The sequence below is a fragment of the Streptomyces sp. NPDC102437 genome, assembly GCF_044765565.1.
Taxonomy (GTDB): Bacteria; Actinomycetota; Actinomycetes; order Streptomycetales; family Streptomycetaceae; genus Streptomyces.
This window is the reverse complement of the sequence record NZ_JBIWKI010000004.1, coordinates 22,383-48,984: the sequence shown is the minus strand read 5'-3', so window position 1 is coordinate 48,984 and position 26,602 is coordinate 22,383. Positions and strand designations below refer to the sequence as shown.

Annotated in this window: 23 protein-coding genes and 1 pseudogene; 19 read left to right on the top strand and 5 right to left on the bottom strand. The window is 69.2% G+C overall.

Annotation, left to right across the window (positions count from 1 at the left end):
• Nucleotides 1–6 precede the first annotated feature (6 nt).
• The 4 genes and pseudogenes from ACIRJP_RS06900 to ACIRJP_RS06885 all read left to right on the top strand — a co-directional run.
• Nucleotides 7–1,086 carry a sugar kinase gene (locus ACIRJP_RS06900; RefSeq protein WP_404169113.1) on the top strand — a complete coding sequence of 360 codons (1,080 nt, stop codon included), beginning with the start codon at nt 7–9 and terminating at the stop codon, nt 1,084–1,086.
• Entirely contained in the window at nt 1,083–1,841 is a 759-nt protein-coding gene (locus tag ACIRJP_RS06895; protein ID WP_404169110.1) for an IclR family transcriptional regulator, read from the top strand. Before ACIRJP_RS06900 ends, ACIRJP_RS06895 begins: the two co-directional genes overlap by 4 nt.
• 6 nt (nt 1,842–1,847) lie before the next feature.
• Nucleotides 1,848–2,258, top strand: a complete 411-nt coding sequence (locus ACIRJP_RS06890) for a RidA family protein (RefSeq protein WP_388659634.1) — start codon at nt 1,848–1,850, stop codon at nt 2,256–2,258.
• Nucleotides 2,259–2,288: 30 nt separating this feature from the next.
• Nucleotides 2,289–2,615 (top strand): annotated as a pseudogene (locus ACIRJP_RS06885) (GntP family permease); the annotation flags it as partial.
• A gap of 48 nt (nt 2,616–2,663) precedes the next feature.
• On the opposite strand, the gene ACIRJP_RS06880 reads toward ACIRJP_RS06885, so the two are convergent.
• The 3 genes from ACIRJP_RS06880 to ACIRJP_RS06870 form a co-directional block, all read right to left on the bottom strand.
• Nucleotides 2,664–4,595 carry a serine/threonine-protein kinase gene (locus ACIRJP_RS06880; protein ID WP_404169106.1) on the bottom strand — a complete coding sequence of 644 codons (1,932 nt, stop codon included), beginning with the start codon at nt 4,593–4,595 and terminating at the stop codon, nt 2,664–2,666.
• 167 nt (nt 4,596–4,762) lie between these two features.
• On the bottom strand, nt 4,763–6,973 hold the full coding sequence (locus ACIRJP_RS06875) for a serine/threonine-protein kinase (RefSeq protein ID WP_404169103.1): 2,211 nt from the start codon (nt 6,971–6,973) through the stop codon (nt 4,763–4,765).
• 247 nt (nt 6,974–7,220) lie between these two features.
• The gene (locus ACIRJP_RS06870) at nt 7,221–8,954 is read right to left on the bottom strand and encodes a chitinase (RefSeq protein ID WP_404169100.1); all 1,734 of its coding nucleotides are present in this window, start codon (nt 8,952–8,954) and stop codon (nt 7,221–7,223) included.
• 704 nt (nt 8,955–9,658) lie between these two features.
• Here ACIRJP_RS06870 and ACIRJP_RS06865 point away from each other — a divergent pair.
• The 15 genes from ACIRJP_RS06865 to ACIRJP_RS06795 all read left to right on the top strand — a co-directional run bounded on the left by ACIRJP_RS06865 (nt 9,659) and on the right by ACIRJP_RS06795 (nt 23,861).
• Entirely contained in the window at nt 9,659–10,525 is an 867-nt protein-coding gene (locus tag ACIRJP_RS06865; RefSeq protein ID WP_404169097.1) for a hypothetical protein, read from the top strand.
• Nucleotides 10,526–10,634: 109 nt separating this feature from the next.
• Nucleotides 10,635–11,342 carry a Flp pilus assembly protein CpaB gene (gene cpaB, locus ACIRJP_RS06860; protein WP_383766573.1) on the top strand — a complete coding sequence of 236 codons (708 nt, stop codon included), beginning with the start codon at nt 10,635–10,637 and terminating at the stop codon, nt 11,340–11,342.
• Nucleotides 11,343–11,349: 7 nt separating this feature from the next.
• Nucleotides 11,350–12,636, top strand: coding sequence for a CpaE family protein (locus ACIRJP_RS06855; RefSeq protein ID WP_404169094.1), 1,287 nt, complete (start codon nt 11,350–11,352; stop codon nt 12,634–12,636).
• Nucleotides 12,637–12,726: 90 nt separating this feature from the next.
• Complete coding sequence (locus ACIRJP_RS06850; protein ID WP_404169091.1) at nt 12,727–13,119, top strand: TadE family protein; 393 nt, start codon at nt 12,727–12,729, stop codon at nt 13,117–13,119.
• Entirely contained in the window at nt 13,116–13,514 is a 399-nt protein-coding gene (locus ACIRJP_RS06845) for a TadE/TadG family type IV pilus assembly protein (protein ID WP_404169088.1), read from the top strand. The genes ACIRJP_RS06850 and ACIRJP_RS06845 overlap by 4 nt, the downstream gene beginning before the upstream one ends.
• 58 nt (nt 13,515–13,572) lie before the next feature.
• The gene (locus ACIRJP_RS06840; protein ID WP_404169085.1) at nt 13,573–14,910 is read left to right on the top strand and encodes a CpaF family protein; all 1,338 of its coding nucleotides are present in this window, start codon (nt 13,573–13,575) and stop codon (nt 14,908–14,910) included.
• A gap of 9 nt (nt 14,911–14,919) precedes the next feature.
• Entirely contained in the window at nt 14,920–15,858 is a 939-nt protein-coding gene (locus ACIRJP_RS06835) for a type II secretion system F family protein (protein ID WP_404169082.1), read from the top strand.
• Nucleotides 15,859–15,872: 14 nt separating this feature from the next.
• Complete coding sequence (locus ACIRJP_RS06830; protein WP_404169079.1) at nt 15,873–16,757, top strand: DUF5936 domain-containing protein; 885 nt, start codon at nt 15,873–15,875, stop codon at nt 16,755–16,757.
• Nucleotides 16,758–16,811: 54 nt separating this feature from the next.
• Complete coding sequence (locus tag ACIRJP_RS06825) at nt 16,812–18,128, top strand: sensor histidine kinase (protein WP_404169076.1); 1,317 nt, start codon at nt 16,812–16,814, stop codon at nt 18,126–18,128.
• A gap of 53 nt (nt 18,129–18,181) precedes the next feature.
• Nucleotides 18,182–19,276: a response regulator gene (locus ACIRJP_RS06820; protein ID WP_404169073.1), complete on the top strand. Its 1,095-nt coding sequence runs from the start codon at nt 18,182–18,184 to the stop codon at nt 19,274–19,276.
• Nucleotides 19,277–19,521: 245 nt separating this feature from the next.
• Complete coding sequence (locus ACIRJP_RS06815; protein ID WP_266912799.1) at nt 19,522–19,752, top strand: hypothetical protein; 231 nt, start codon at nt 19,522–19,524, stop codon at nt 19,750–19,752.
• Nucleotides 19,752–20,360, top strand: a complete 609-nt coding sequence (locus ACIRJP_RS06810; RefSeq protein WP_404169068.1) for a pilus assembly protein TadG-related protein — start codon at nt 19,752–19,754, stop codon at nt 20,358–20,360. Before ACIRJP_RS06815 ends, ACIRJP_RS06810 begins: the two co-directional genes overlap by 1 nt.
• A 31-nt stretch (nt 20,361–20,391) precedes the next feature.
• Entirely contained in the window at nt 20,392–21,006 is a 615-nt protein-coding gene (locus ACIRJP_RS06805) for a hypothetical protein (protein WP_404169065.1), read from the top strand.
• An 8-nt stretch (nt 21,007–21,014) separates the two neighbouring features.
• Nucleotides 21,015–21,665: an OmpA family protein gene (locus tag ACIRJP_RS06800; RefSeq protein ID WP_404169695.1), complete on the top strand. Its 651-nt coding sequence runs from the start codon at nt 21,015–21,017 to the stop codon at nt 21,663–21,665.
• A gap of 126 nt (nt 21,666–21,791) precedes the next feature.
• On the top strand, nt 21,792–23,861 hold the full coding sequence (locus ACIRJP_RS06795) for a protein kinase (RefSeq protein ID WP_404169062.1): 2,070 nt from the start codon (nt 21,792–21,794) through the stop codon (nt 23,859–23,861).
• 54 nt (nt 23,862–23,915) lie between these two features.
• Here the strand turns inward: ACIRJP_RS06795 and ACIRJP_RS06790 are convergent, their stop codons facing one another.
• Together ACIRJP_RS06790 and ACIRJP_RS06785 are read right to left on the bottom strand one after the other, a co-directional pair.
• Nucleotides 23,916–24,107, bottom strand: a complete 192-nt coding sequence (locus ACIRJP_RS06790; protein WP_404169059.1) for a hypothetical protein — start codon at nt 24,105–24,107, stop codon at nt 23,916–23,918.
• Between the two features lie 188 nt (nt 24,108–24,295).
• Nucleotides 24,296–26,419 (bottom strand): PQQ-binding-like beta-propeller repeat protein, encoded by a 2,124-nt coding sequence (locus tag ACIRJP_RS06785; RefSeq protein ID WP_404169056.1) that lies wholly within the window; start codon nt 26,417–26,419, stop codon nt 24,296–24,298.
• Nucleotides 26,420–26,602 lie beyond the last annotated feature (183 nt).

Below are 26,602 nucleotides of genomic sequence, written 5' to 3'. Positions count from 1 at the left end.
CCCCGAGTGTCCGGAACCCCGGCCAGGACCGCCGACGCCGCCACGGCCGCCGAAGTCGTGTGCCTCGGCGAGTCCATGGTGACGTTCCTGCCGTCGCAGCCCGGACGCCTCGCCGACGTGCCCTCCTTCGGCCGTGGCATCGGCGGCGCCGAGTCCAACGTCGCCTGCGCGCTGGCCGCCGCCGGGCACCGGACGGCCTGGGTCAGCCGGGTCGGCGCGGACGGCTTCGGCGACCACCTCGTCGAGGCGATCGCCGGCTACGGGGTCGACACCTCCGGTGTGCGGCGCGACCCCTCGCGGCCCACCGGGATCTACTTCCGCACCGCGACCGACCGCGCCACCGACGTGCACGAGGTCGCCTACTACCGGGCCGGCTCCGCCGCCTCCGCGATGTCGCCCCGCAGCATCCCGTACGTGACACTGCCCACGACCCGGATCCTGCACCTGTCCGGCATCACCGCGGCGCTCTCCGCCGACTGCCTGGCCCTGCTCCACGACCTGACCGAGCCCCGCCCCGGCCGCCCGCTGATCTCCTTCGACGTCAACCACCGGCCCGGCCTGTGGCGCGACGCCGACGCGTCCCCCGAGGTGCTCCTCGACCTGGCCCGCCGTAGCGACCTGGTCTTCGTCGGCGAGGACGAGGCGGCTCAGGCGTGGGGCGTGACCGGCGCGGAGGCGATCCGCGCGGCCCTGCCGGAACCGGCGACGCTGGTCGTGAAGCGGGGCGCGGAGGGCGCGACGGTCTTCTCGGGCACCGGCGATGTCTCGGGCACCGGCGGCGTCACGGAAGCCGGCGGTGTCACAACCGTCCCCGCCCTGCGCGTGGACGTCGTAGCCCCCGTCGGCGCGGGCGACGCCTTCGCCGCCGGGTTCCTCTCCGCCACGCTGCGCGACCTCCCCGTACGCGACCGCGTCCGGCACGGCCACCTCATGGCCGCCGCCGTCCTCACCGTCCCCGGCGACCTCACCGCCCCGCCGGCCCGCGCGCACGCCGACGGCCTTGCCGCACTGGACGACGAGGCCTGGGGGAGACTTCGTCTCGGCCCGGGGTGGACGGGGCACGACCAGGAGGTACGTACGACATGAGTCAGACCGTCGACCGGGCGCTGAGCATCCTGCCGCTGCTCGCCCAGGGACCCGCCGACCTCGGCCAGGTCGCCGAGCGCCTCGGCGTCCACAAGTCCACGGCGCTGCGCCTGCTCCGTACGCTCCACGAGCACGGCCTCGTCTACCGCCAGCAGGACCAGCGCTACCGCCTCGGCGCCCGCCTCTTCGCCCTCGCGCAGGAGGCCGTCGAGAACCTCGACGTACGGGAGATCGCCCACCCCCACCTCGTCGAACTCAACGAGAGCTGCGGTCACACCGTGCATCTCGCGGTGTACGAGGAGCAGGAGGTCCTCTACATCGACAAGGTCGAGAGCCGCTACCCCGTCAGGATGTACTCGCGGATCGGCAAGCCCGTCGCGATCACCGTCGCCGCCGTCGCGAAGCTGCTCCTGGCCGACCTCGCCGAGCCCGAGCGGCGCGCCGTAGCCGAGAAGCTCGACTACCCCATGTACACGTCCCGTTCCACCCCGAACGCCGGTGCCTTCCTCAAGGAGCTCACCGTCGTCCGCGAACAGGGCTGGGCCACCGACCTCGGCGGCCACGAGGAGTCCATCAACTGCGTCGGCGCCCCCATCCGGGGGGCGGACGGGCGGGTCGTCGCCGCGATGTCGGTCTCCGCGCCCAATGTCGTCGTCACGGCCGAGGAACTCCTCACCCTGCTCCCGCTGGTGCGCCGCACCGCCGACTCCATCAGCCGGGAGTACTCCGGCACCACCCGACCCAAGAAAGCCTGAACAGCCATGACCGAGAAGATCGCCCTCACCCCGAGCACCCACACCACGCCCCCCGCGAAGTTCTCGCACGGGGTGAAGAAGGGGAACATCCTCCAGGTCGCCGGCCAGGTCGGCTTCCTGCCCGCAGCCGAGGGTCAGGCCCCGACCCCCGCCGGCCCGACGCTGCGCGAGCAGACCCTCCAGACCTTCGCCAACGTCAAGGCGATCCTGGAGGAGGGCGGCGCGAGCTGGGACGACGTGATGATGATGCGCGTCTACCTCACGGACGTGGACCACTTCGCCGAGATGAACGAGATCTACAACGCCTACTTCGGCGAGCAGAACCTCAAGGCCGCCCCCGCCGCCCGCACAACCGTCTACGTCGGCCTCCCCAAGGGCCTCCTGATCGAGATCGACGCACTCGCGGTCCTCGGCTGAGCAGGCTGGGCCACCTGAGCCACCCGGGCAGGCCTGCCGGTCATCCTGCTCGCCTGGCTGATCTCCGTGGTCCTGCGCGTCGCCCAGGGCCCGGCGACCGTCGCCATCGTCACCACCGTCGGCATCGTCGTCCCCCTGGTCGAGGGCCAGGGCTTCTCGCAGGCCCACCTGGCCCTGATCATCATGGCGATCTCGGCCGGCTCGATCTTCGCCTCGCACGTGAACGACGACGGTTTCTGGATGGTGTCGAAGTACTTCGGCATCTCCGAACGCGGCGCCCTGAAGTCCTGGACGGTCCTGGAGACCGTCCTGTCGGTCGCGGGATTCGCGGTGGCGGCGCTGCTGAGCCTGGTGATCCAGGTTCTTTCGTCCGGCTCGGACCAGCTCGGTCCGGCTCGGAGTGGCTCAGGCCTGGCTGACGCAGATGATGCTCTTGCCCTTGTCCACCTTCCAGTACCAGTAGCGCTGCCCGGCGTTCGCCGGACAGATGCGGCCGCTGTACGACTTGGGCGCTCGGTAGTAGCCGGTGATCTGCGCGATCGACTGGCCCGCGACGGGCACCTTGTCGGCGTTGCAGCTCCAGACCACGAGCAGACGGGCGTTGCCGTTGCCGTCCAGGTCGGCGGGGAAGCACTGGCCCTTGCGGAACTGACGGGTCAGACACAGCGTCGTGTTCATGCCGTCCTTCGCGGCGTGGTACCAGGTGCCACTGCCGTTCTCCGAAGGGCAGGGGTCGGGGGTGCCGCCGGTCGAGTAGGCGCGGGTGACATAGACGTACGCGTTGGCGGAGTCACAGGCGACCGGCTGCGGCACCGCCGAGCTCCAGTTCCCGTACCCGTCGTCGTAGACGTTGAGGCACTGGCCGCTGGTCACGTACCGGAAGGCCCGGTCGACGGCATCGGCGGTCGGGGTGGGGGTGGGCGTCGGAGTCCGTATCGCGTTGGTGCCGTAGGTGCTCCCGGAGGCCGAAGTGCCGCCGGTGCTCTGCGCGCCCGGCGTCTCCCAGGGCCGGTAGATCAGGAGTACCAGGACGATGACCGGGACGAGCAGCCAGCCCGCGGAGGGGGACGACTTCTTCGCCGGTGTCACGGGCGTGGGCGCGGGCGTGGGGTGTGACTTCGGCTTCGGCTTCGCCGAAGAGGCACGCGCACGCGCACGCGCCCGCTGCGCGGCCTTCTCCCGCTGCTCGCGCTCCGCCCGCTTGTCCGCCCGCTCGCGCTCCGCGCGCTCGTGCTCCTTCGCGGCGCGTTCCCGCTCCCGCGCGGCCCGCTTGCGCTCCCGCAGCTGCGCTTCGCGCTCCGCCGTGTACATCCGCGTCGGCCCCGGCGGCGGGACCGCGCTCGTGCGCTGGTCCTTGCCCGTGCGCTGGTCCATGGTCAGGGCGTCCGGGTCGATCAGGCCCGCGCGGCCGAGTTCCCGGCCCTGGGCCGCGTACTCCCCGATCAGCGCCGCCCAGGTCGGCGGCAGCCAGCGGCTCCCGCTCTGTGTGGTGGGCATTCCGGCCTGGTCTCGGCGGAAGCGGGCGAGGAGTTCGGCGGGTGCGGGGCGTCGGGCCGGGTCTGTGGCGAGGCAGGGGCGGATGGTCGGGACGAGTTCCTTGGGCAGTCCGTCGAGGTCGAGTTCGCCGCGTTGGACGCGGGCGAGGAGTCGGAGGGTGTCGCCGTCGGCGGCGTAGGGCGGGCGTCCGGTGGCGAGCATGAAGAGGGTCGCGCCGAGGGAGTACACGTCCGAGGCCGCTGTGGATGCCTCGCCGCGTGCCTGTTCGGGGGAGGTGAAGGCTATGGTGCCCAGGGTCAGGCTGGTACGGGTGAGGTCGGCGGCGTGCGAGATGCCGAAGTCGATGACTCGGGGGCCCTCCAGCGGCAGCAGCACGTTCTGCGGCTTCACGTCACGGTGGACGATGCCCACCCCGTGCAGGGTGACCAGCGCCTCCGCGGTCCCCGCGGCGATCCACCGCACCGCCGACGCGGGCAGCACCCCGCAGCTGCGGACGAGTTCGGAGAGCGGTGGTGCGGCGATGTAGTCGATGGCCATCCATGGCCGCTCGGCGTCCGGGTCCGCATCCCGTACCCGCGCCGTGTGCACGCTGTCGATCCGCTGCGCGAGCTTCACCTCGCGGGCGAACCGCCGCCGGTCGACCTCGCTGACGCTCCCCTCGGCCAGCAGCGTCTTCACCGCGACGAGCTCTCCGGCGCCCTGCCCGCCGCCGCCCCGGGCGTCCCCCACGGCCAGATAGATCCGCCCCATGCCGCCGGACGCCAGCCGTTTGATCAGCCGGTACCGCCCGAGAACTGTCGGATCGTCCCCGCTCAGCGCCTGCACCCGCGCCCCGGCCATGTCATTCCCCCTGTCGCACAACCGCACCCCCATCAAGGTGGCACGCGACCTCGTCCGGGGCTACGGACCGGCCTGTCCCGGACAGCCCGCGGCCGGTCCGGGACAGACAACGGGGAGGCGCACGTGGTGCACGGGGGTGTTGTGCCGCTGCGGTCAGGCAGCCGAGGTCAGGCCGCCGAGGCGCAGACGATGCTCCGGCCGTTGTTCACCTGCCAGTACCAGAACCGCTCCCCGCCCCCGGCCGGGCAGGTCCACTTGGTGCCGGCCGAGGGCGCCCGGTAGTACCCGGTTATCCGCAGGATCGACTGGCCGGCCTGAGGGACGGTCGACGAGTTGCAGGACAGCACCACCGTCAGATCGGCGCTGACGGAACTCTGCACGTTTGCGGGGAAGCACTGGCCCACCTGGTACACCCGGTCGAGGCAGAGCGTGCGCTCGATCCCGTCCTCACCGGATTTGTGCCACCAGGTGAAGCCCTGCCCCGTGTCGCAGGAGCTGGACTCCCCCGACCGGGAGGTGACGCGGTTGACGTGCATATAGGCGTTCCAGGAGCGGCAGTTGACCCGGACCGGGGTCGTGGTGCTCATCTTGCCGTGCCCGTCGCTGTACACATTGAGGCAGTCACCGGCGTTCACGGCGCGGAACGCCAGATCGGTGGCGTCGGGTGTGGGGGTCGGCGTAGGGGTCGGTGTGGGTGTCGGGGTCGGTGACGGCTCGTCGTCGGTGCTGCCGGAATCGTCGGAGGTACCCCCGGAGTCGTCGCTGCTGTCGTTGTCGTCGGTGCCGGTGGTCTCGTCGTCGGAGTGGGTGTCGAGACTGCTGCCGGATGTGACGGCGCCGGAAGCGGTGGTGCCGGCGGAGGATCCGCCGCTGCCGCTCGCCTTCCCCGAGGTTTCCCAGGGCTGCCAGATCACCAGGGCGACGACGACGGCGACGGCGATCAGCCAGCCCCAGTTCGAGGAGCTGCCCGAGGTGGCGCCCGGCGGCCGTTTCGTGCCCCCGGCGGGCGAGGCGTTGGCGGATGCGGCCGCCCGCGCACGCGCGGCACGGATCGCCTGTTGGGCACGGGCGGCCTCCTCCGCGCGCTCCCTTTCGGCCCGTTCCCGCCTGGCGCGGTCCTGTGCCGCCGCCTCCCGCCTGGCCCGCTCCTGCGCGGCCCGCCGCTGCTCGGCACGGGCGGCTTCCTGCCGGGCGGCTCCCGCGCGTTCGCGCTCCGCCCGCTCCTGCTCGGCGCGCTCGGCCTGTTCGCGCTCCGCCTGCTCCCGCTCGGCCTGCTCCGCCCGCTGCCGCTCCGCCAGTTCCGCGAGGGCCGCCAGCTCCTGCCGGGTACGGTCGCGGCGGGCCCGGTCGCGGGCGGCGCGGGCCCTGCGCTCCTCCGTGTAGACCATCGTCGGGCGGGGCGGCGGCACCACGTTCGTACGTCCGTCGGCGGTCGGCGCCGCCGGGGCCGCGCCGCGGCCGTTCGCGAGTTCCAGGCCCTGGGTCGCGTACGCGCCGATCAGTTCCGTCCACCGCGGCGGCAGCCAGCGCGTACCGCTGTGCGTGGTGGGCATTCCGGCCTGGTCCCGGCGGAAGCGGGCGAGCAGTTCGGCGGGTGCGGGGCGTCGGGCCGGGTCTGTGGCGAGGCAGGGGCGGATGGTCGGGACGAGTTCCTTGGGCAGTCCGTCGAGGTCGAGTTCGCCGCGTTGGACGCGGGCGAGGAGTCGGAGGGTGTCGCCGTCGGCGGCGTAGGGCGGGCGTCCGGTGGCGAGCATGAAGAGGGTCGCGCCGAGGGAGTACACGTCCGAGGCCGCTGTGGATGCCTCGCCGCGTGCCTGTTCGGGGGAGGTGAAGGCGATGGTGCCCAGGGTCAGGCTGGTACGGGTGAGGTCGGCGGCGTGCGAGATGCCGAAGTCGATGACTCGGGGGCCCTCCAGCGGCAGCAGCACGTTCTGCGGCTTCACGTCACGGTGGACGATGCCCACCCCGTGCAGGGTGACCAGCGCCTCCGCGGTGCCCGCGGCGATCCACCGCACCGCCGACGCGGGCAGCACCCCGCAGCTGCGGACGAGTTCGGAGAGCGGTGGTGCGGCGATGTAGTCGATGGCCATCCATGGCCGCTCGGCGTCCGGGTCCGCATCCCGTACCCGCGCCGTGTACGCGCTGTCGACTCGCTGCGCGAGCGAAACCTCGCGGGCGAACCGCCGCCGGTCGACCTCGCTGACGCTCCCCTCGGCCAGCAGCGTCTTCACCGCGACGAGCCCCCGGCCGCCGCGCTCACCGCTGCGGGCCAGATAGATCCGCCCCATGCCGCCGGACGCCAGCCGTCCGATCAGCCGGTACGGTCCGAGCGCCGCCGGATCGTCCGCGCCCAGTGCCTGCACCCGCGCCCCGGCCATGTCCCGCCCCCTGTCGCATCACCGTCGAGCCCGTCGAGCCCAACAACGGTGCCATGTACGCGTCCGAACAGCCATCGAATGCGGGAAGTCCCGACACTCTGTTGCCGGTCCGGGACAGGCCCGGGACGGCCCCGGGAACGGCCCCGGCCCCGGAACGTGCAGCAGCGCCACCGGGGGAGCGGCGGCGCTGCTGGTCAGGAGGTGCGGCTACCAGTCGACGGCGATCAGTCCGACAACCGAGTACCGGTTACGGCAGGCCGTGCACGTGCGGGCCCACCGCGTTCGACCAGGCGTTGCCCGCCGTGGCGTCCCAGTTGGTCGACCAGGTCATCGCCCCGCGCAGCCCCGGGTAGGTCTTCGACGGCTTGAAGGAACCGCAGCCGGTGCCCTTGGCCAGGCAGTCCAGCGCCGCGTTCACGACCGAGGGTGCCACGTACCCGCTGCCCGCGCCCCTCGTGGAGGCCGGCACACCGAGGCCGACCTGGGACGGGTCGAGGCCGCCCTCCAGCTGGATGCAGGCGAGCGCGGTGAGGAAGTCCACCGAACCCTGCGAGTAGACCTTGCCGTCGCAGCCCAGCATCGAACCGCTGTTGTAGTACTGCGTGTTGACGACCGTCAGGATGTCCTTGATGCCGAGCGCCGTCTTGAAGTACTCACCGGACGTGGACTGCATGTCGATGGTCTGCGGCGCCATCGTGATGACGAGGCCCGATCCCGCCTTCTGCGACAGCGAGCGCAGCGCCTTCGTCATGTACGTGGAGTTGAGGCCGTTCTCCAGGTCGATGTCGACGCCGTTGAAGCCGTACTCCTGGATGAGTGTGTAGACCGAGTTCGCGAAGTTGGTCGCGGAGGCGTCGCTGTTGACCGAGAGGGAGCCCTTCTCGCCGCCGACCGAGATGATGATGTTCTTCCCGGCCGCCTGCTTCGCCTTGATGTCGGCCTTGAACTGGTCGACGGTGTAGCCGTTCAGGCCCGCCGTGTCCAGGTTGAAGGTGACTGCGCCCGGCGTGCTCGTGGCGTCGGCGAAGGAGACCGCGATGATGTCGTAGTTCGCGGGCACGTCGCTGAGCTTCTGGACGGTCGCGCCGTTGTTGAAGTTCTGCCAGTAGCCGGTCACCGCGTGCTTGGGCACGGAGCTGCCGGGGTCGGGGTTGCCGCCCTCCTTGGCCGTACGGCCGCTGACCGTCGCGGACTTGACGGACTCACCGGCCGCGTTGGTGGCGGTCACCGCGAACTGGTACGCGGTGTCGACGGCCAGCCCCGTGACCGTCGCCGAGTTACCGGTGGTCGTGGTGGCCTTCGCGCCGTCCCGGTAGACGGTGTAGCCGGTCGCGCCGGAGACCGCGTTCCAGGACAGGGCCACGGAGGAGGAGGTCGCCGTGCCGACCGCCAGGCCGGCCGGGGCGGACGGGATGGTCGGCTCCGGGTCGGTGCCGCCCCCGCCGTCGGGGCCGTTGACCGACACGTCGTCCACCAGATAGGCGGCCTGCCCGTACCAGCCGTGCGTGTAGACCTGGACCGAGGTGGTGCCGGGACCGGTCTTGAAGCTGGTGGTGAGCTGCGTCCAGTCGCCGGAGCCGGGGGACCAGGTCGACACATCGGTGGTCCCGGTGCCGCTCGCGCCGAGGTACGCGTACCCGCCCTGCACCCAGGAGCTGAGCGTGTACGTCGAGTCGGGCTTCACGGCCACGGTCTGGGTGCACCGCGCGGCGTCCTGGCCGGCCGGGGTGGCCCTGAGGGCCGCGGTGCCACCGTGCACGGGGGAGGAGACGGTGGTGCCACTGCCGCCGGAACAGGTCCAGTTGGCGAGACCGGATTCGAAGCCCGCGTTCTTGGCGACGTTGATATCGGCGGCCTGGGCGTTTCCGGCGAGGCCCGTGGCGGTCAGCGCGCCGGCCGCGAGGACGGCCGCGGCGGCGCCGACGAAGGGACGGCTGTAGCGTCTGCGGATTCTGTGGCCGTTGGCGGGGGAAGGTTCCACTTGCAGCCTCCGTGGGGGATTCGGGGATGCCTGCCGGGGTGCTCGGCGAGGCGCCGGCGGGGTGGACCGGCGGTACTCGGACCGTCCGGCGGGTGACGGGCAGAAGAAGGGATGCGGAGTTGAGGAACGGTGGCCACCGCTGGCCGACAAAGCTGGTCCAGACCAATCGAGTTGTCAAGACCTCTGGCGACGGGACCTGCGGCTACCCGGTCCGCCCAGCCGCTGCCGAACCGGTCCGCCAAGGGCTCGCAAGTGCCTCCGCTTGGGCCCCGAACCAGCCTCGGCCACCCTGTGAATTGACGTTTTGTTGACCTCGCCGGACCGTTTCGCACCCCGTGCGGGTGAAGTGCCGCAAGTGCTCGGACAGTGACCGTCCGGCCTTCGCGGGGGCGGGTGCGGCAGGTTCCGCATCTGTGCTGACGTGCGGCGATGAATTCGGGGCCGGGGTAACCGGAAGTTGCATCGGTAACCCTCCGCAGTTGTACAGAAGTTGACGATTTTCGATTTGGTCCGATTTAGCACCGGGGCGTTACGAGGGCGCCTCGCACACGTTGTCGGACTGGCCTCCGAAAAGTGTTCTCTGCCAGGTAAGACGTGGATAAAGTGCTGAGGCAGAACCGCGGAACAGGAGCGATTGCGGCCGACGTCATGACCGGCGTCCGGCCGGAGCCGAAACGGGGAACAGCGTGCCGACCGCAATAGCAGTGACCAGTGCTGACTTGGTACTACCTCCGACCGATCAGCAGACACCGACAGCCGCCCTGTTGCAGGCTCCGGATGCCCAGGCTCTGGAGATGGCCATCGGTGACATGCACGTGCTGCTCGAACAGCACGGGTACGTCGTCGCCGTCTATCCGACCGGCATCTCGCCCGCCCACGAGCGTCGGCTCTACTCCGTCCGCTCGGTCCTGGAGAGCGATCGCATCGCTCTGGTGAAGACGGACCTGCCGCCGCTCGGTGTGGCCGTACTCGTAAGGCAGCTGCGCCAGTTGTCCATCTGTGACTTCAGCCCCGGAGTGGTAGCCTCCGCCGCCCGGCTGCTGGCGCACTACATCCACGCGGGTGCTCTGCTCCACTCCGTCACCAGGTTCGACCGGGTCCCGGTCGACCTCAGGACCCATGCCAAGTCCTGGGTGCCCGGCTCGCAGTTCGCCGTGGTCGCGGGACCCGAACCGCAGCTCGTCAAGGTCGGTCCGAAGGCGGAACTCCCGACCGGCCCCGAATTCGCCACTCATCTGATGACCGCCAAGGGGCAGTCCCAGTCCGAGTGGGTGAAGGAGACCCTCGCGCCCGCGTGGAAGGTCCAGTCCATTCACGAGGCCGCACTCCCGTCCGGTTCCGCCGCATGGTGGGGAACCGGGAAACTGGTGGAATTCGCCGCCTATCTGCCAGATATCTCAGTCCTGTACCAGCTGGTGGCCTCGGTGCGCCGGGAGAGCTGCCACTGGTGCGGAATGGAACTCATCGGTGACCGCTGCGGGTTCTGCTCCTCCCCGCTACCCGCAGCGGAGAACCGTAAGCACCCAGCCGGTGTCCTCAGCCATGGAGCGCTCGCACCACCGCAGTCCTAGAACGACCGCAGTCCTGGCACCACCGCAGTCCCAGCGCTTCCGCTTTCCTCCGTAGACGCCCTTCCGTCCGCTGCCCCACGCATCCGAATCGAACGAGGTTGTCCGGCCCATGAACTCCCGTCAGCGCCGCGGCGTGATACTCCTGCTTTTGTCGGTTCTGTGCGCCTTCGGCGCCTTCGCCGGCGTGCTCTCGGTGATCAGTGACGTCAATTCCAAGGTCGGGCCGGAGGTCTCGGCCTACCAGCTGAAGTCCGATGTAGCCCCCTATACCGCCCTGTCCTCCGGACAGTTCGAGAAGATCTCGATGCCCAAGCGCTGGCTCTCCTCCAACGCGGTGACGGACCTCTCCGAGGTCAACGGCAAGATCGCCGTCACCCAGCTGCGCAAGGGCTCGCTGCTCCAGTCCGACATGATGCAGCGCCGTCCCGAGCTGCAGCCCGGGGAGCAGGAGATCGCCATCATGATCGACGCGGCGACTGGCGTCGCGGGCAAGATCACTCCCGGTGCCACAGTCAATATCTACGCCACCTTCGCCGGTGAGAACGATGGCCAGGCATCCCAGTCCAAGGTCATCGTCTCCAACGCCAAGGTCCTGGACGTCGGCAAGCTGACCGCCCTGGAGCCCAGCAACGACGGCAAGTCCAACATGGGCACCGAGGCCGTCCCGATCACCTTCGCGCTCAACACGCTCGACACCCAGCGCATCGCCTACGCCGAGTCCTTCGCGGAGCACGTACGCCTCGCGCTCCTCGCCTCCGGCAGCGACAGCACCATCCGTCCGGGCGACCGCACCTACACGCTCGACAAGGACAAGTGAGGATCGAATGACCACGAGGATCCTCCCGGCCGTCGGTGACGTCGACGCGGCCAGATCCGTCACCACCCTGCTCAGCCAGCTCCCCGAGGCGGAGCCGGCCGCTCCGGTCAGCGATTCGACCCAGCTCATCGACACCCTCGCCCGCCTCGCGGGCGAGTCGCTCGACGATCTGCCCGAGGTCGTGCTGGTCCACGAGCGGATCGGTCCGGTGCCGGCACTGGAACTGATCCGGGAGGTCTCCCTGCGCTTCCCCGCCATCGGGGTCGTGCTGATCACCGCCGATGTCACCCCCGGTCTGTTCTCGTCCGCGATGGAGTCGGGTGCGCGTGGTGTCGTCACCCTCCCCCTCAGCTACGAAGAATTGGCCAACAGGGTTCAATCCGCGGCCCAATGGTCCGTCGGAGTCCGCCGCCACCTGACCACCGGGACCGATGTCTTCACCGGTCCCGGCGGTACGGTCATCACCGTCAGCGGCGCCAAGGGCGGCGTGGGCGCCACTGTCACCGCCGTGCAGATCGCCCTGGCGGCGCAGGCGTCCGGGCGCAACGTGGCCCTGGTCGACCTGGACCTCCAGACCGGCGACATCGGCTCGTACCTCGATGTGCAGTTCCGGCGTTCCATCGTCGACCTGTCGACGATCACCGACATATCGCCACGCGTCCTGTCCGACGCCGTGTTCAGCCACGGCACCGGCCTGGCGCTGCTGCTGGCACCCAACGAGGGGGAGAGCGCCGAGGAGGTCAGTGACCGCTCGGCCCGGCAGATCGTCAGTGCCCTGCGCTCGCGCCACGAGGTCGTGGTGATCGACTGCGGCAGTCAGCTCCAGGGGGCCAGCGCGGCGGCCATCGAGATGGCCGACACGGCGCTGCTGGTCACCACGCCCGACGTGATCGCGGTGCGCGGTGCGAAGCGGGTCGTACGGATGTGGGAACGGCTCCAGATTCGCAAGGCCGAGGAGACGGTCACCGTCGTCAACCGGTTCATCCGCAACACCGAGATCCAGCCGCAGCTGATCGAGAAGATCACCGGAACCACGACGGCCAACACCGCCGTTCCCGCGAACTTCAAGGAGCTCCAGGCCGTCGTCGACTCGGGCAGACTGCACGAACTCGACTCCAAGAGCACGGTCAAACAGGCCCTCTGGGCCCTTGCGGGCGAGCTCGGCATCGTCAAGGTTCCTGAGAAGGCGGAAAAGAGCGGCGCGAAGAGCATCGCGAAGTTCAAGAACGACCGAGGCTCGATCGGTCGCCGGCGCGACCGTGACGGCGACTCCCGGAACCGGAAGACGACCTAGGGGGCAAGTTGACCAATGGCACTTACCGAGACGAGAGACACGGAGATACGGGGAAGGCGTTGCGGTGATGGCGGCCCGGCGCGGGGTGGGATGCGCGTCCACCTCGTCGGCCGGGGGCGTGACCGGGGCCAGACCGCGATCGAGTTCCTGGGCGTCACGCCGCTGATCATCCTGTTGTGCGTCGCGCTCTGGCAGTGCGCGCTGATCGGCTACACGTTCTCCCTGGCGGGTAACTCGGCGGACGAGGCCGCGCACACGGGGGCCATCTCGGAGGGCTCGCGAGGCCGTGCCTGCCGGGACGCGGCCGAGAAGAACCTGCCGAAGGTGTGGCGGGAGGCAATGAAGCGGACGCAGTGTGATGACTCGTCCGGGTTGTACAAGGCCACGGTGAAGCTGCGGGTGCCGGTCCTGGTGCCCGGAGTCTTCAACCTGCCGATGACCATCGAGGGCAACGCCGCGTCGCCGCTGGAGGCCGAGCGATGAGCATGCGCGTACACACACCGGGCCGGAGGGCTGCTGAAACCCGCCGGGACCGAGGCCAGGTCGCCATCGAGTACATGGGCTTCATCCCGCTGATGCTGCTGGTGGGTCTCTTCGCGATCCAGCTGGGGGTCGCTGCGTACGCCGCCAACCAGGCGGGCACCGGCGCCCGCACGGCGGCGCGCGCCGCCTCCCAGGACGTGCCGCGCGGGGATTCCGAGCGGGCGGGCCGAGAAGCAATGAGCGACTGGCTCGGCAGCCACAAGAACTCGAAGTTCAGGCGCCACGGCGGGTCTGGCAACGTGACGTACACCACCCGCGTGAGGATCCCCTCCGTCGTTCCAGGTATCGACGACTGGGGTTGGGCCAAGCGCAGTTCCACCATGCCTCGCGGGTGATCGGGGCCGCATCGCACAACCGGAGTACCACAAGCAAGTCTGAGCGAGGAGTTACGCAATGAGTCTGCGGGCACGCATGACTGCCCCCGAGAAGAACGGCGGGGCGCGGGAGGACAGCCACATGGTGGCCACCTACCGGGCCAAGCTGCTCGAAGAGATCGACCTGGCGGAAATGTCCTCGCTCGCCGCCGCAGACCGGCGAGCGAGGCTGGAGCGCGTACTCAGCCACATCATCAGCCGTGAGGGCCCAGTGCTCTCCACGGTCGAGCGCACCCAGCTGATCCGCCGGGTCGTCGACGAGGCCCTCGGGCTCGGCATCCTGGAGCCGCTCCTCGAAGACGCGTCGATCACCGAAATCATGGTGAACGGACCGGACCAGATCTTCGTCGAGCGCAGTGGCAAGGTCGAGAAGCTGCCGATGCGCTTCAGCTCGCACGAACAGCTGATGCAGACCATCGAGCGCATCGTGTCGACGGTCAACCGTCGTGTGGACGAGCAGAACCCCATGGTCGACGCGCGTCTACCCAGTGGTGAGCGTGTCAACGTGATCATCCCGCCGCTGTCGCTGACCGGTGCCACGCTCACCATCCGACGGTTCCCGAGGGCCTTCACGCTCCAGGAAATGATCAATGTCGGCTCGCTCGACGACCAGATGCTGATTCTGCTGTCCGGCCTTGTCCAGGCCAAGCTCAACGTGATCGTCTCCGGCGCCACCGGTACCGGGAAGACGACGCTCCTCAACGCGCTCTCCGGTCTGATCCCCGACAGGGAGCGCATCGTCACCATCGAGGACTCCGCCGAGCTCCAGCTCCAGCAGAGCCACGTCATCCGGCTGGAGTCCCGGCCGGCGAACGTCGAGGGGAAGGGCCAGATCACCATCCGTGACCTGGTCCGCAACTCCCTGCGTATGCGACCCGACCGCATCGTCGTCGGTGAGGTCCGTGGCGGCGAATCGCTCGACATGCTCCAGGCGATGTCGACCGGTCACGACGGCTCGCTCGCCACCGTTCACGCCAACAACGCCGAGGACGCGCTCATGCGTCTGCAGACCCTGGCCTCGATGTCCGAGATCAAGATCCCGTTCGAGGCGCTGCACGACCAGATCAACAGCGCCGTCGATGTCATCGTCCAGCTCACCAGGCACGCCGACGGTTCCCGAAAGATCACCGAGATCGCCGTCCTGGACTCGCACGGGCGCGACCCCTACCGCATCGTGACCGTAGCGAAGTTCGACGCCCAGCCGATGGACGCCGAGGGGCGGATCAACGGCGAGTTCAACTACCTCCCGATCCCACGCAAGATCGCCGATCGCCTCTTCATGGCCAGCCAGCCCGTCCCGCAGGCCTTCGGGGTCGCCGAATCCGCCGAACAGCTCGCCACCCGAGAGGCCAACTAGGTACGTGTCATGACGAATCTTCCTCTTCTCACCATTGGCGTGACGCTGCTCGCCGGCGTCACGGGCGTCATGGGCCTGCACGCCTACTCCGGCGGCAAGGCCGACCGGGAAGCCATGGTGGACCGTCTGTCGTACACCGGTCAGATTCCTGAGACCGGGCGGCACCGACGGTTCCGCGGCCTCGATGTCAGGTTGCGCAAGACCGGCCTCGGCCGGAAGCTCGAACTCAAGCTGGCCGCCACCGGCCTCGACATCACCCCGGGTGAGTTCTTCGTCTGCGCGCTCGCCGCGATGGCCGGGCTCTGGATGATCGCCTCGTCGATGCTCGCGAGCTTCTTCGGCCCGGTCGCCGCCCTGATCGGCCTCTGGGGAACCAACGCCTTCCTGAACTGGGAGCGGACCAAACGCACCGAACGCTTCATCAACCAGCTTCCCGAGCTCGCCCGCATCCTCGCCAACGCCACCCAGGCCGGCCTCGCGCTGCGTACCTCCATCAGCATGGCGGCGGACGAGATGGAGGACCCGGCGGGCGAGGAACTGTCCAGGGTCTCCCGACGCCTCGCTGTCGGTGAACCGCTCGACGACGCGCTGAGCGAGCTGACCGACCGGCTTCCCTCCCGCGAACTCGTCGTCCTCGTCACCACCCTCGTCCTGTCCAACCGGGCCGGCGGCACGGTCGTCAGCTCCCTGCGCAACCTCACCGAGACGCTGGAGGAGCGCAAGGAGACCCGACGTGAGGTCAAGACCCAACTCTCACAGGTCACCGTCACCGCCTACGCCGTTCCCATCTTCGGCCTGGGCGCCATGCTCCTGATGAACGCCGTCATGCCAGGCGCCCTCGACCGCATGACCGGTGCCTTCATCGGCCAGGTCGCGGTGGTCATCGCCATCACCCTCTACGCGATCGGATTCATCGTGATCCGCCGTCTGTCCCGGATCGACGTCTGATGGGCGGGGCGCACATGGACCTGTTGCTCGCGGGCGGCATGGCTCTGGCCGTGTACGGCATCATCGCCGGCATCCGCATGTACCGGGCCGACGCGAAGCTCCCCGGTGACCTGGCCATCGCACTGGAGGTCGGCTCGACCCGCACCAGCGCGGTCGGCTCCGGCATCGACCGGCTGGGCATGAGGTGGGCGCCCGCGGTCCTGCGGATGATGGGCCCGAAGGCCGTCAACAAGAAGCGCCGCCAGATCGACATGGCTGGTAACCCGGGCGGTCTGACCCTCGACCGCTACGCTGCCCGCCGCGCCGTCTACGGCGCCCTCGGCGGCCTCGGTGCGTTCACGATGATCATACGCGGGCAGCTCTTTCTCTCCCTGGTGCTGATCGCCTTCGGCATTTTCTGGGTGGAGGTCGGCCTCTGGTCGGCTGTCCGCGTCCGCCGTGACCACATCGACCGGACACTCCCGGACTTCCTCGACGTGCTCGCCGTCGTCGTGTCGGCGGGCCTCGGCTTCCGCCAGGCGCTGGGGCGCGTCGCCGAGAAGTACGAGGGCCCCTGGGCCGACGAACTCCGCATCACACTGCGCCAGATGGACATGGGCGTCAGCCGCCGCGAGGCATTCGAGCAGCTGCGCAAGCGCAATGACTCGGAGCAGGTGGCGATGTTCGTGACCACGCTGCAACAGGGTGAGGAGCTCGGCGCACCGATCGTCGAGACGCTGATCCAGATCGCCAACGACATGCGGCGCACGGATGCTCAGAACGCTCGTAGGAAGGCGGCCAGGGCGGTCCCCAAGGCGACCTTTGCCGTCACCACATTCCTTCTCCCCGGAACCCTGGTGCTGCTGACCGTCGGCTTCGTCTACGGGGCCAACGTCGACTTCAGCTTCCTCACGGGCTGATGACGTGAACGACGCGGACGGCGGGCAGGACGGGAAGAAGGAGGTGACAGGCTCATGTCTTTCCAACTCGGCGGCATCCAGACCGGACTGAACGCGGAGGTGCGCCGGGCGATCGCCGATCCCGGATCGCGCCCGGCGTTCGCGATCCAGCTCAACGCCCTTCAGGCAATGTGCCGACAGGTCTTCGGCTTCCGGCTCGCAATGATCGCCATAGCCACACCGTTCGCGATCAGTCATACCGCTGCGGGCCCGGCCTCTTGGCTGATCGGCTCGGCCATCCTCGTCACCTTCATGGGCTCGTACGTCCTGTTCCGCGACTGGGAACGCTTCGGCCCCGTTCTCCTGCGCCACCCCTGGCTGCTCGGCATAGACGCCTTCTTCGGCGCCCTGTTGCTGATCACCGCAAGCCCTGAGTCCACCCTGGCGTACGTCACCGCCTGCACCCCGTTGCTGGCCGGTCTCGTCTACGGCTGGCGCGGTGCGGCGGTCTTCGCCGCACTCCAGATCGTCATCGTCCTCGGGGTGTACGGAACCGACCCCAAACTGCAGCCCGCCGATGCCACGGCGCTCCTGCTCCCTGGTTTCTGCATGATCGCGGGCGCCGTCGGCGTCACCCTGCGCAATCTGCTCCTCCGCTTCGGGACGGCCAGCCAGGCCCTCACGGAGACCAGGGCCCGCCTCGCTGTCAACGAAGCCGTGGAGGGCGAACGCACGCGGCTCGCCAGGGAGATGCACGACTCGGTAGCCAAGACCCTGCACGGCCTGGCGCTCGCCGCCGACAGCCTGGCCTGTTCCACCGACCGCATGGACCCGCTCACCGTCAGGCACCAGGCAGAACTGGTCGCCCGCGCCGCCCGCCGGGCCGCCGCCGAGTCCCGCGAGCTCCTCTCCGACCTGCGCCGCGAGTCCGGACTCGACGGGGGCGTGGATGTCGTACGCGAACTGCGCGCCCGAGCTGATGACTTCACCCGGCGGCACGGACTCACCGCCACATTCCGGCTACTCGACGACGCACCGATACCGCACGTCCCCCAGGTTGTCGGGCGTCAGCTGCTCACCATCGCCTCCGAGGCGATGGAGAACGCGCACCGCCACGCACAACCCACCTACCTCGTCGTACTCGCAGGTGTGAAGGGCGATGTCCTTCGCGTCAGCGTGTACGACGACGGACGCGGCCTGCCCACCGGAATCACACTGGACGACCTCCGCCACGCCGGCCACTTCGGCCTGGTGGGCATGGTCGAGCGCGCCGCATCCATCGGCGCCCGCATCCGAATCGGAAAGGGGCAGGCGGCCAAGGGCACCGAGGTCCGTCTGGAGCTTCCGATCGCAGCACTGCTGGCCGCTCCCGGCACCGATCAGCCCGACTGAACCGCTCCGTTTCCACCCTCACCCCCCCGTAGACCCTTGAGAGGAGGTCGCAGATGCCGGACGACGTCTCCCGCGCGTCGGGCCAGAATTGGGCCGCACAGCACGCGTCCCAGCACACGTCCTCGCACGTCACCCCGCTCAACTCGGAGCCCAGCTCCAACGCATTCCCCGTCTCCCAGCAGCCCGCGGCATCCGAGCCCATGTCCCCCTTTCCCGCGGCGGTGCCCATGGCCGCTACCAACGCTCTGAGAGTCGTCGTCGCCGACGACAACCCCGTGGTCCGGGCCGGCCTCGGCGTCCTGCTCTCCGGCCGCGACGACATCGAAGTCGTCGCGGAGGCCGCGGATGGACGCCAGGCCTACGACATGGCTGCCCGGCACCGCCCGGACGTGGTCCTGCTCGATGTCCGGATGCCCGGTGTCGACGGCATCTCCGCGTTGCCGCACCTGGTACAGATCGCACCCGTGATGATGCTGACCTACAGCCGAGAGAACGAAATCGTCCACGAGGCACTGAGGCTGGGCGCGAGCGGCTACCTGGTCCATGGCGAATTCACGGCCGACCAGCTGGTGCAGGCCGTACGCGACACGAAGCACGGTCGCGCCCACTTCACGGCCACCGCGGCGAACGCACTCCTCGCTCACATGCGCCAGGGTCCGGGCCCACAGGGACGACCGCTTCCCGAGGGGCTCGGGGCGGCCCTGACCACGGGCGTTCCGTACCAGGGGCCCGGCTACGACGGCCACGCCCCGAGTTCCGTTCAGCAACACGGTGCGCCTGCACATACGCCCAAGCCCGAACTGTCTCCACCTGCGGCGCGACCGGTCCGGACACCTCAGGGTCTTTCGCATCTGCAACCAGGTATGGCACAGTCTACCAAGGACGGGGAACCACGCGCGGCGCTCAACAGGCAGCAGTACGGGCTGAGTTCACGGGAGGTGGAGGTCATGGAGCTGATCGCGTCCGGCATGAGCAACCAGCAGATCGCCGCCACCTGCTTCATCAGTGAGAAGACGGTCAAGAACCACATCAACCGCATCTTCACCAAGCTGCACAGCGCCAGCCGCAGCGAGGCCATCGCCCGCTGGCTCGGTACGGCCCCCGTGGCGGGGCCAGGAGTGCGCGGGGCCGGTGGTCACCGTGGCTGAGCGGGGGAGCAGGGCCACGGGCGTGCGTGCGGGGCGTGGGGCCCTGCACGCACCGGCACCGCAGACCCAACTGACGGATTGGGCCCGAGAATGGGCCCTGGGACCCTCCGGTGAGCAGGGCGTGTCGCCGTATGTTTCTCACGTCGCCGGCGGTACCGGCCAGGAGGAAGCCGGTACCGCGGGGGACGCCAAGGAAACTTGCGAGTCGGCCGACTATCGGTCGGCCGAACCCGGAGGGGAACACCATGACGGACATCACCCTGAAGACTGCCGTTCGCATCAACGGCTGGGCCAACACCGCGGTGAGCCGCATCCAAAAGCGTTACGAGAACATGGACCGCGGCCAGACGGCGTTCGAGTACCTGGGCATCATCCTGGTGGTCGTGGCGATCATCGGTGCGATCGTGGCCACGGGTATCGGCGGCGCGATCAGCGACAAGATCAAGGGCCTTGTGAGCAGCATCAAGACCCAGTAATGCGCCATCGCCTCCGCACCGATGCAGGGCAGGCCTTCCCCATCTACGTAGTGATGGTGGCGGGCCTGCTCTTCCTCGCGTTCGCATTCTTTGCCGTCGGCAAGGCCGCAGCCTTGCGCAACGGAGCCCAGGGGGCTGCGGATGCCGCGGCCCTGGCTGCCGCCCAGCAGACTCGTGAGCAGTTCGGGGCACCGTTCTACGCCTCGCTGCCCGGGAAGATGCTGGATCCGTTTCTGAACGCTCACCCTGTTCTCGGCTGTCCTGCGGCCTACGGACTGGCCTCGGCGAACCGGGCACACGTCACGACCTGTCAACCGCTGCCTGGCGGCCTTCGGGACCGGATCAGGGTTGAGGTCGAGGGCCGTGACGCGGTGGACTCACCGGTGGTCCCGGACACGGAGAAGACGTTCCCGGAGACCGAGGCCACAGCCGTCATCGAGTTCCGCTGTCCCGACTGGGAGTCCGTGGACTTCAACGACGACGGCGTCCAGGACATGTACTTCTTCTCATGCAGGGGTGGCGAGATGCTCGAAATCGAGCCAGCCAGTCCACCGCCCTGGTCCAAGGTGAGCAAGATTCTCTACGACGTGCACCTGGTCGACAAATGACGGCGAACGACGAGTAAAGGAATCAGAATCCATGAGCATTCGGTGCTCCACCAAGTCCCGAAGGGCAGTGGCCGCTGTCTCCCTGGCAGCGGCCCTGGCTCTGGCCGTCACGGGCTGCGGCACTGACGGTGGTGGCGAGAAGACGAATGATGCAGGTTCGTCGCCATCCTCTGCGCCCTCGAAGTCCTCCGAAGGGGACAAGGGGGCGGAGCAGGAGAACACTGCTGCCGGGGACAACGTGGACCCGAATGTGAAGCTCGCCGAGCTCAGGGGAGACGGACTGACCCTCGTGATCAATCAGGTGAAGCGTGATTCCGGAGGGTTCGTCACGGTTCAGGGTGAGCTCAAGAACGTGAGCGACCGGACGCGGAACTCCAGCGGTTGGGAGGGTGCGGAAACCAATATTGTCAACGCAAACCCGAACTCTGTCGCTGGTGCCACGCTGGTGGACAAGGCCAGTAAGAAGCGCTACTACGTTCTCCGGGACACGGAGAACCGTTGCTTGTGCACCACCGGCATCTCCCCGTTGGCGCCGTCGGCGTCGACCCCGATCTTCATGCAGTTCCCGGCACCTCCGAGCACGACGACGGAGGTCGACTTCACCCTGCCGACGTTCGCCACGACATCCCTGAAGATCTCGGGGTGACGGCCGGTATGACCTACAACCGGATCCGGCCGAAGCCGTTCGGCGCTGCTGGCCTCTCTGTTGCGGCGGCTGTGGTCGTCGCGAGCATCACCTTGTTCGGGGCGACCTCGGCGGTCGCCGATGACGGCCCGAGTGTGCCCCCGGGCACTGAGGCGACGTCGGTGCCCCCGGTCGAGCTCGACCCCAAGGACCCCGACCTGAAGATGCCAGAGGGCGGCACGCTCGCGCCGGCCAAGGTGCTCGACATCGTCCAGGTGATCGAGGACATGGGAGGCGAAGAGCGTCGCGAGGACAGCAACGCGAACATCAAGTTCGCGCTCCAGGCCGAGGTTCTCTTCGGCAAGGACAGTGCCAAGCTGAGCTCCGCGGCCAACTCCCGTATCGCGGCCATCGCCGCCGAGATCAAGAAGCAGAACGCCACCAAGGTGCGCGTCTTCGGCTTCACCGACAATCTCGGCTCGTCGGCCCACGGCGATGTGCTGTCCAAGCAGCGCGCCAACGCCGTGCAGTCGGTGCTGGTGAAGGACCTCGGATCGACCGTCACCTTCGAGATCCGTGGCTACGGCGAGCAGTACCCCATCGCCGACAACAGCACGGAAGAGGGCCGGAAGAAGAACCGACGCGTGGAGGTCTCCTTCCCGCGCGGCACGTCTTCCTGAGGAACCGCGCCACAGCAAGGGCCCGTGTGCCGCGATCGCATCGCGGTGCACGGGCCTTTCGGCTATGCAGAGCGTTCTCCTGACGATCACTCACAGCGCGTGTGACGCGCCATTAAAGTAAGGGCCATGGGGCAGCAGGGTGAGCTGATCGATGGCCGATTCCGACTGATCAGGTCCATCGGAAAGGGCGGCATGGGCCGCGTCTGGCTCGCTCACGACGAGGAACTCGACCGGGAGGTCGCCCTCAAGGAGATCCTTTACGGGTTCGCCGACGGCGAGGAGGAGCGAAGCTGTCAGGTGGAGCGCTTTCGGCGGGAGGCCAAGGCGCTGGCCCGGCTCAGCCGGCATCCCGGCATCGTCACCGTGTTCGACATCCTTTCGCGGATCGACCCGCCCGCGATCGTCATGGAGCACGTGGAGGGGCCGTCGCTCAGGGAGCTGCTCGACGACGAGGGCCGGCTGCCGGTGCGCCGGGTGGCGGAGATCGGGTTGGCCGTTCTGGATTCCCTGGCAGAGGCGCATCGGCACAACGTTGTACACCGCGACCTGAAGCCGGCCAACATCCTGCTCTCCGGCCAAAGGGTGTTCATCGCGGACTTCGGGATCGCGCTCATCTCTGACGCGACAACCATGACCAGGGACGGGGGTGCTCCCGTGACCCTGCAGTACGCCTCCCCGGAACAGCTTCAGAGCGCCCGTGGCGACGCGGCCTCCGATCTCTGGTCGCTCGGCGCGACGTTGTACGAGCTGGTCGAAGGGCGGCCGCCGTTCCGAGGGGACACGTACGCCACGTTGATTGCGGCGATCTGTGGCAGGGAGCCCGAGCAGATGCGCTGGGCAGGTGATCTCGCACCCCTTCTCCTGCGTCTGCTCGTCAAGGAACCTGATGGGCGGGCAACCGTTGAAGAGGCGGCGGAGACACTTTCCGCGATCGTCAATGGTCCGGTGACCGGCTCCCAGGAGGTTCTCGGTACGCGAACGCCGCCTTCGCCGACGCCCTTCGATCAGATGACGACGCGCACGGGCCCCGTGGCAGCGGGTCGGGCAGGGATGCCTCGCCCTGCCGCGCCCGACCCCCTTCCGACAGGCCGCCGCGTCGAGGCTGTTGTGACGGAGGCTGTGGCGGCCGAGACCACCGTGCCGCCCCCGGCCGGTCCCGGCACGATGTCCGCCGCAGAACCTGCCGCTGCTACCCCTGATCCGCCGGTGCTGATTCAGGGCCTGCCAGTGGCCAGGCTGGTTCCCGCGCTGCTCGATCTGTGGAACTCGGGACACAGGGACACGGCGCATCGGTCCCTTGTCCAAGCAGCGAAGATGCTCTCGGCGATGGACGTGATCGAGACGGCCCAAGGGCTTCGGAAAGGTGAACGTCCGCCGCTGGCGACGGACTTGCTCCGATACGCCGGACGCTACCAGTCTCCCGCAAGCCTCGCGGCACTCGTGACGGCTCTCCGCTCAGCCGGACGTGACAGTGACGCGGACGAGGTCTTGAAGGCGGCGGGCAGTGGTCGACCGGCTGCGGAGGTTCCGCTCGTCGTTGCCGCGCTCCGGTCTCGGCTCAATCCGATTGCCGGAAGACACAGGATGCGTCCTGACCACGATGCGGACCTGGTGATGGGGGCGGTGGCAGAGCGGCAGATCCCTCTCCGGGCCACGCGCGTAAGGCAACCGGACGGTGAGGGTTCCACCTACTGGTTCACTGTGCCCGAGCCCCGTCAGCTCGTGGCCGAGGACCTGTCCCCCCGGGTGGTGACCGATCTGCTGCCAGGCACGCCGTACCTCGCGGTGGGTCACCGCGGGCAGGCGCTGATCGCGCAGCTGGACGATGGTCGACGTGGGCTCTTGTGGGACACGAAGCGTGTTCAACGCGTGGGCGACGGCTCCGACCGCGCACCGAGTGTTCCGTCCTCACGTGCCAAAGAGGATCGGCGCGGCGCTTCGGCGACGAACAGTTCGTCCGGGGACAGGCAGGAGGTGAGGCAGCCGGAAAGCGGGTTCTCGGCATTCTGGTTCGCCGTGCCTGAGCCCCGTCAGCTTGTCGCGGAGGACCTGTCCCCGCGAGTGGAGGCCGAGCTGTTGCCAGGGGCTTGGTATCTCGCGGTGGGCCAGCGCGGGCGGGCCCTGATCGCGCAGACGGCGGACGGCCGGCGTGGCCTCCTCTGGGACACTACGCGTCTTCAACGCGCCGACGCTTGATCGAGGCCCGGCACGGCGAGCGCATCGCGGTGCCGGGCGCCTGTCGTCCTCCGGCTACAGCAGGTGGTCGGCCTTGCCGGCCTTGTTGTCGCGGATCATCTGTTGAAGCGCTTCGCGGCTGTCGGTGAGGAAGTGTTCCTCCACGCCGCTGACGGAGATGTAGCTCTTGCCTGCTTCGTCGGTCCCTACCCGGTGGCAGGAGTTTCCGTCCCCGCAATACGCGCCTTCCCAGTTGACGTCCGGCATCTGTGACCTCCTCGGAGACGGCGTGCGATGGCGTGGATGAAGTCCCGTGTCCTGTCCGGCGGCAGTGCGATCTCTTCTATCCAGTCCAGGTGATCACTTGGAAGAGGGCCGGCGCGGGGTCCGAGGTTCGTAGCAGGCTCGGAAGGCGCTCGGGTGTGAACACATCCCTGCGGATCCTGCCGTGCTGGTCAGCTGCTTGGCGCGGGCGGTTTGGCCGTGTCGAGAGCCATGACACCGTCGTCGTCGACGCCGACATAGACGACGGAGCCGGCCAGGACCGGGTAGGACACCGCCGTGTCCGGGGCCAGACGCCAGCGGGCGGTGCCGGACGCGGCCTCGATCAGACGGATCTGGTCGCCGTCGCCCAGTGCCACCAAGCCACCCTCCATCGCTGACAGGTCGGGGGAGTTCCGCATGTCGATCCGCCAGGGCTTCTCCCCCGTGGCCACGTCGACGCCGACCACGTCATCGTTGTCGGTGACGCACAGCGTGCGCCCTGACGCGACGACGTCGAAAGGCCAGTTGCTGCCGAACTCGTAGCTGCGTCGAAGCTTGCCCGTCCGCCGGTCCAGGACGCTCACGGCGCCGAATCCGGCAACGTAGAGCGCCCCGCCCGATACGGCGATGTCCCTCGGCATCTGGACAGCGGTCCGCCAGCGACGTCTCCCGGATGCGGCGTCCAGGCAGTCGACGCCCTGTTTGCCGGTGACGTACAGCGCGTCGCCGTACGGTGTGACCGAGAGACTGTCCTGATAGTCGGGGTCGTGTCGGTGGACCCAGCGCACCTTTCCACTCGATGAGTCGAGGGCACGCAGCGGATCCGGGTGGGAGAGGTACACGAGATCCCGGTGGGCGGTCACGGCCTCATATCCCGGATGAGGGCCGGAGACCGTCCAGCGCGCCCGCCCGGTGCGCGCGTCGACGGCATGCAGGGGTGCGTCCTCGTTGCCGGGTTCGGCGAAATCGGAGAAGTACAGCGTCCCCTCGGCATGGGTCAGCCAGGCGGCGCCGGCGCGCAGGGGCACGTGCCAGCGCTGTCGCCCGGTGCGTGCGTCGAGTGCGGTGATCCCGCCTTTCGAACTGCCCGCGTAGACCACGCCGTCGGCGACGACGGGTGTGGCGACTTCGCCCTTCATCGGGTGGTGCCACAGCGTTCTCGGGCGTGGGCCCGGATCCTCGTCGCCCAATCCCTTTATGCGTCCGATCACCCACGCTCCGGTCGCGAGGGCGGCAAGGCCCAGAGCACCGCGGCGGGTGAACGCCGCGCTGCCGCGCGGCAGACGGAGCTTCCGGCTCGGCGCGGGCCGCGGGGTGGCCGTGGCCGTGCTCGGTTTCCGTGGCTTGCGCGCGGGCGTCGTGACCGTGGGCGGCTGTGGCGCGGGGAGGGCTGTGGGCGGGTGTGGTGAGGGGGGCCGGGCCGGCCGCATCATGGTGAGCGCGGCGGCTTCCTCGGCGCGGCGGCCGATGCCGTCGAGCATAGTGGCCGGTATCCAGAAGCCGGTGGCTGCGGGGTGTGCCTCGATGATCCCGGCAATCTCCGCCAGCCCGGGCCGGTGCGCGGGATCCTGCGCCAGGCAGCGCTGTACGACACCCTTCAGCTCCGGCTCCGTGATGCCGGACAGGTCAGGGTCCGTGGCGAGCGGCCGTGCCATGACGACGGCGGCCGGGCCGGTGCCGTACGGGTGGCGGGCCTGGGCGGCGAACGCGAGGACGGCTCCGAGTGCGAACACGTCCGCGCGGGCGTCGGCGGTCCCGCCGAGCAGCACCTCCGGGGCTATGTAGCCCGGTGTGCCCGGGGTCTGGCCCGTATGTGTGATGGCGCTCTCGTCGGCCGAGCGGGCGATTCCGAAGTCGATGAGGTGGGCGCCGTCCGCCGCCAGGATCACGTTGTTGGGCTTGAGGTCCCGGTGTACCAGGCCTGCCGCGTGGACGGTTTCCAGAGCCTCGACCAATTGCCCGGCGAGCCGGCGGCAGGCTGGTGCGGGAAGCGCACCGTGCGCGTCCACCGCCTCGGACAGGGCGAGGCCGGGCACGTATTCGGTGATCAGCCACGGCGGTTCGGCGTCCGGATCGGCGGCGACGACGCGTGCCAGGCCCGGTCCCGCGACGCGGGCGGCGAGCCGGGCCTCCCGGCGGAAGCGCCGCCGGAACTCCTGGTCCGTTGCGTACTCGGGGTGAATCACCTTGACCGCGACCCGTTCGCCCTGCCCGTCGACCGCCAGATACACCCGGCCCATGCCGCCCTCGCCGAGCCGCGCGAGCAGGCGGAAGCCGCCAAGTACTTGTGGGTCCTGGTCAGTGAGCTCTTTCATATCCCCCTGGATTCCCCGTAGTTGGCCCGACCGGATCCCTCGGCACAGTACCCCGCGGGCGACGGGAGCGGGACGGCCTTGCCCTGGGCCGGCCCGGATCGCCGTCGACGCGGAGCGGGGGCACCCCCGGGCCGGGAGGAGGTCGGGGCCGGTACCGAGCCGGGGGAGTGTCACGCCGGGCGT

What these genes read in the sequence shown, in the direction of transcription:
- ACIRJP_RS06895 (WP_404169110.1), top strand. Translation starts at nt 1,083, where the DNA reads ATGAGTCAGACCGTCGACCGGGCGCTGAGCATCCTGCCGCTGCTCGCC.
- ACIRJP_RS06890 (WP_388659634.1), top strand. Translation starts at nt 1,848, where the DNA reads ATGACCGAGAAGATCGCCCTCACCCCGAGCACCCACACCACGCCCCCC.
- ACIRJP_RS06880 (WP_404169106.1), bottom strand. Translation starts at nt 4,595, where the DNA reads ATGGCCGGGGCGCGGGTGCAGGCGCTGAGCGGGGACGATCCGACAGTT.
- ACIRJP_RS06875 (WP_404169103.1), bottom strand. Translation starts at nt 6,973, where the DNA reads ATGGCCGGGGCGCGGGTGCAGGCACTGGGCGCGGACGATCCGGCGGCG.
- cpaB (WP_383766573.1), top strand. Translation starts at nt 10,635, where the DNA reads ATGAACTCCCGTCAGCGCCGCGGCGTGATACTCCTGCTTTTGTCGGTT.
- ACIRJP_RS06855 (WP_404169094.1), top strand. Translation starts at nt 11,350, where the DNA reads ATGACCACGAGGATCCTCCCGGCCGTCGGTGACGTCGACGCGGCCAGA.
- ACIRJP_RS06850 (WP_404169091.1), top strand. Translation starts at nt 12,727, where the DNA reads ATGCGCGTCCACCTCGTCGGCCGGGGGCGTGACCGGGGCCAGACCGCG.
- ACIRJP_RS06845 (WP_404169088.1), top strand. Translation starts at nt 13,116, where the DNA reads ATGAGCATGCGCGTACACACACCGGGCCGGAGGGCTGCTGAAACCCGC.
- ACIRJP_RS06840 (WP_404169085.1), top strand. Translation starts at nt 13,573, where the DNA reads ATGAGTCTGCGGGCACGCATGACTGCCCCCGAGAAGAACGGCGGGGCG.
- ACIRJP_RS06835 (WP_404169082.1), top strand. Translation starts at nt 14,920, where the DNA reads ATGACGAATCTTCCTCTTCTCACCATTGGCGTGACGCTGCTCGCCGGC.
- ACIRJP_RS06830 (WP_404169079.1), top strand. Translation starts at nt 15,873, where the DNA reads ATGGACCTGTTGCTCGCGGGCGGCATGGCTCTGGCCGTGTACGGCATC.
- ACIRJP_RS06825 (WP_404169076.1), top strand. Translation starts at nt 16,812, where the DNA reads ATGTCTTTCCAACTCGGCGGCATCCAGACCGGACTGAACGCGGAGGTG.
- ACIRJP_RS06820 (WP_404169073.1), top strand. Translation starts at nt 18,182, where the DNA reads ATGCCGGACGACGTCTCCCGCGCGTCGGGCCAGAATTGGGCCGCACAG.
- ACIRJP_RS06815 (WP_266912799.1), top strand. Translation starts at nt 19,522, where the DNA reads ATGACGGACATCACCCTGAAGACTGCCGTTCGCATCAACGGCTGGGCC.
- ACIRJP_RS06810 (WP_404169068.1), top strand. Translation starts at nt 19,752, where the DNA reads ATGCGCCATCGCCTCCGCACCGATGCAGGGCAGGCCTTCCCCATCTAC.
- ACIRJP_RS06805 (WP_404169065.1), top strand. Translation starts at nt 20,392, where the DNA reads ATGAGCATTCGGTGCTCCACCAAGTCCCGAAGGGCAGTGGCCGCTGTC.
- ACIRJP_RS06800 (WP_404169695.1), top strand. Translation starts at nt 21,015, where the DNA reads ATGACCTACAACCGGATCCGGCCGAAGCCGTTCGGCGCTGCTGGCCTC.
- ACIRJP_RS06795 (WP_404169062.1), top strand. Translation starts at nt 21,792, where the DNA reads ATGGGGCAGCAGGGTGAGCTGATCGATGGCCGATTCCGACTGATCAGG.
- ACIRJP_RS06790 (WP_404169059.1), bottom strand. Translation starts at nt 24,107, where the DNA reads ATGCCGGACGTCAACTGGGAAGGCGCGTATTGCGGGGACGGAAACTCC.
- ACIRJP_RS06785 (WP_404169056.1), bottom strand. Translation starts at nt 26,419, where the DNA reads ATGAAAGAGCTCACTGACCAGGACCCACAAGTACTTGGCGGCTTCCGC.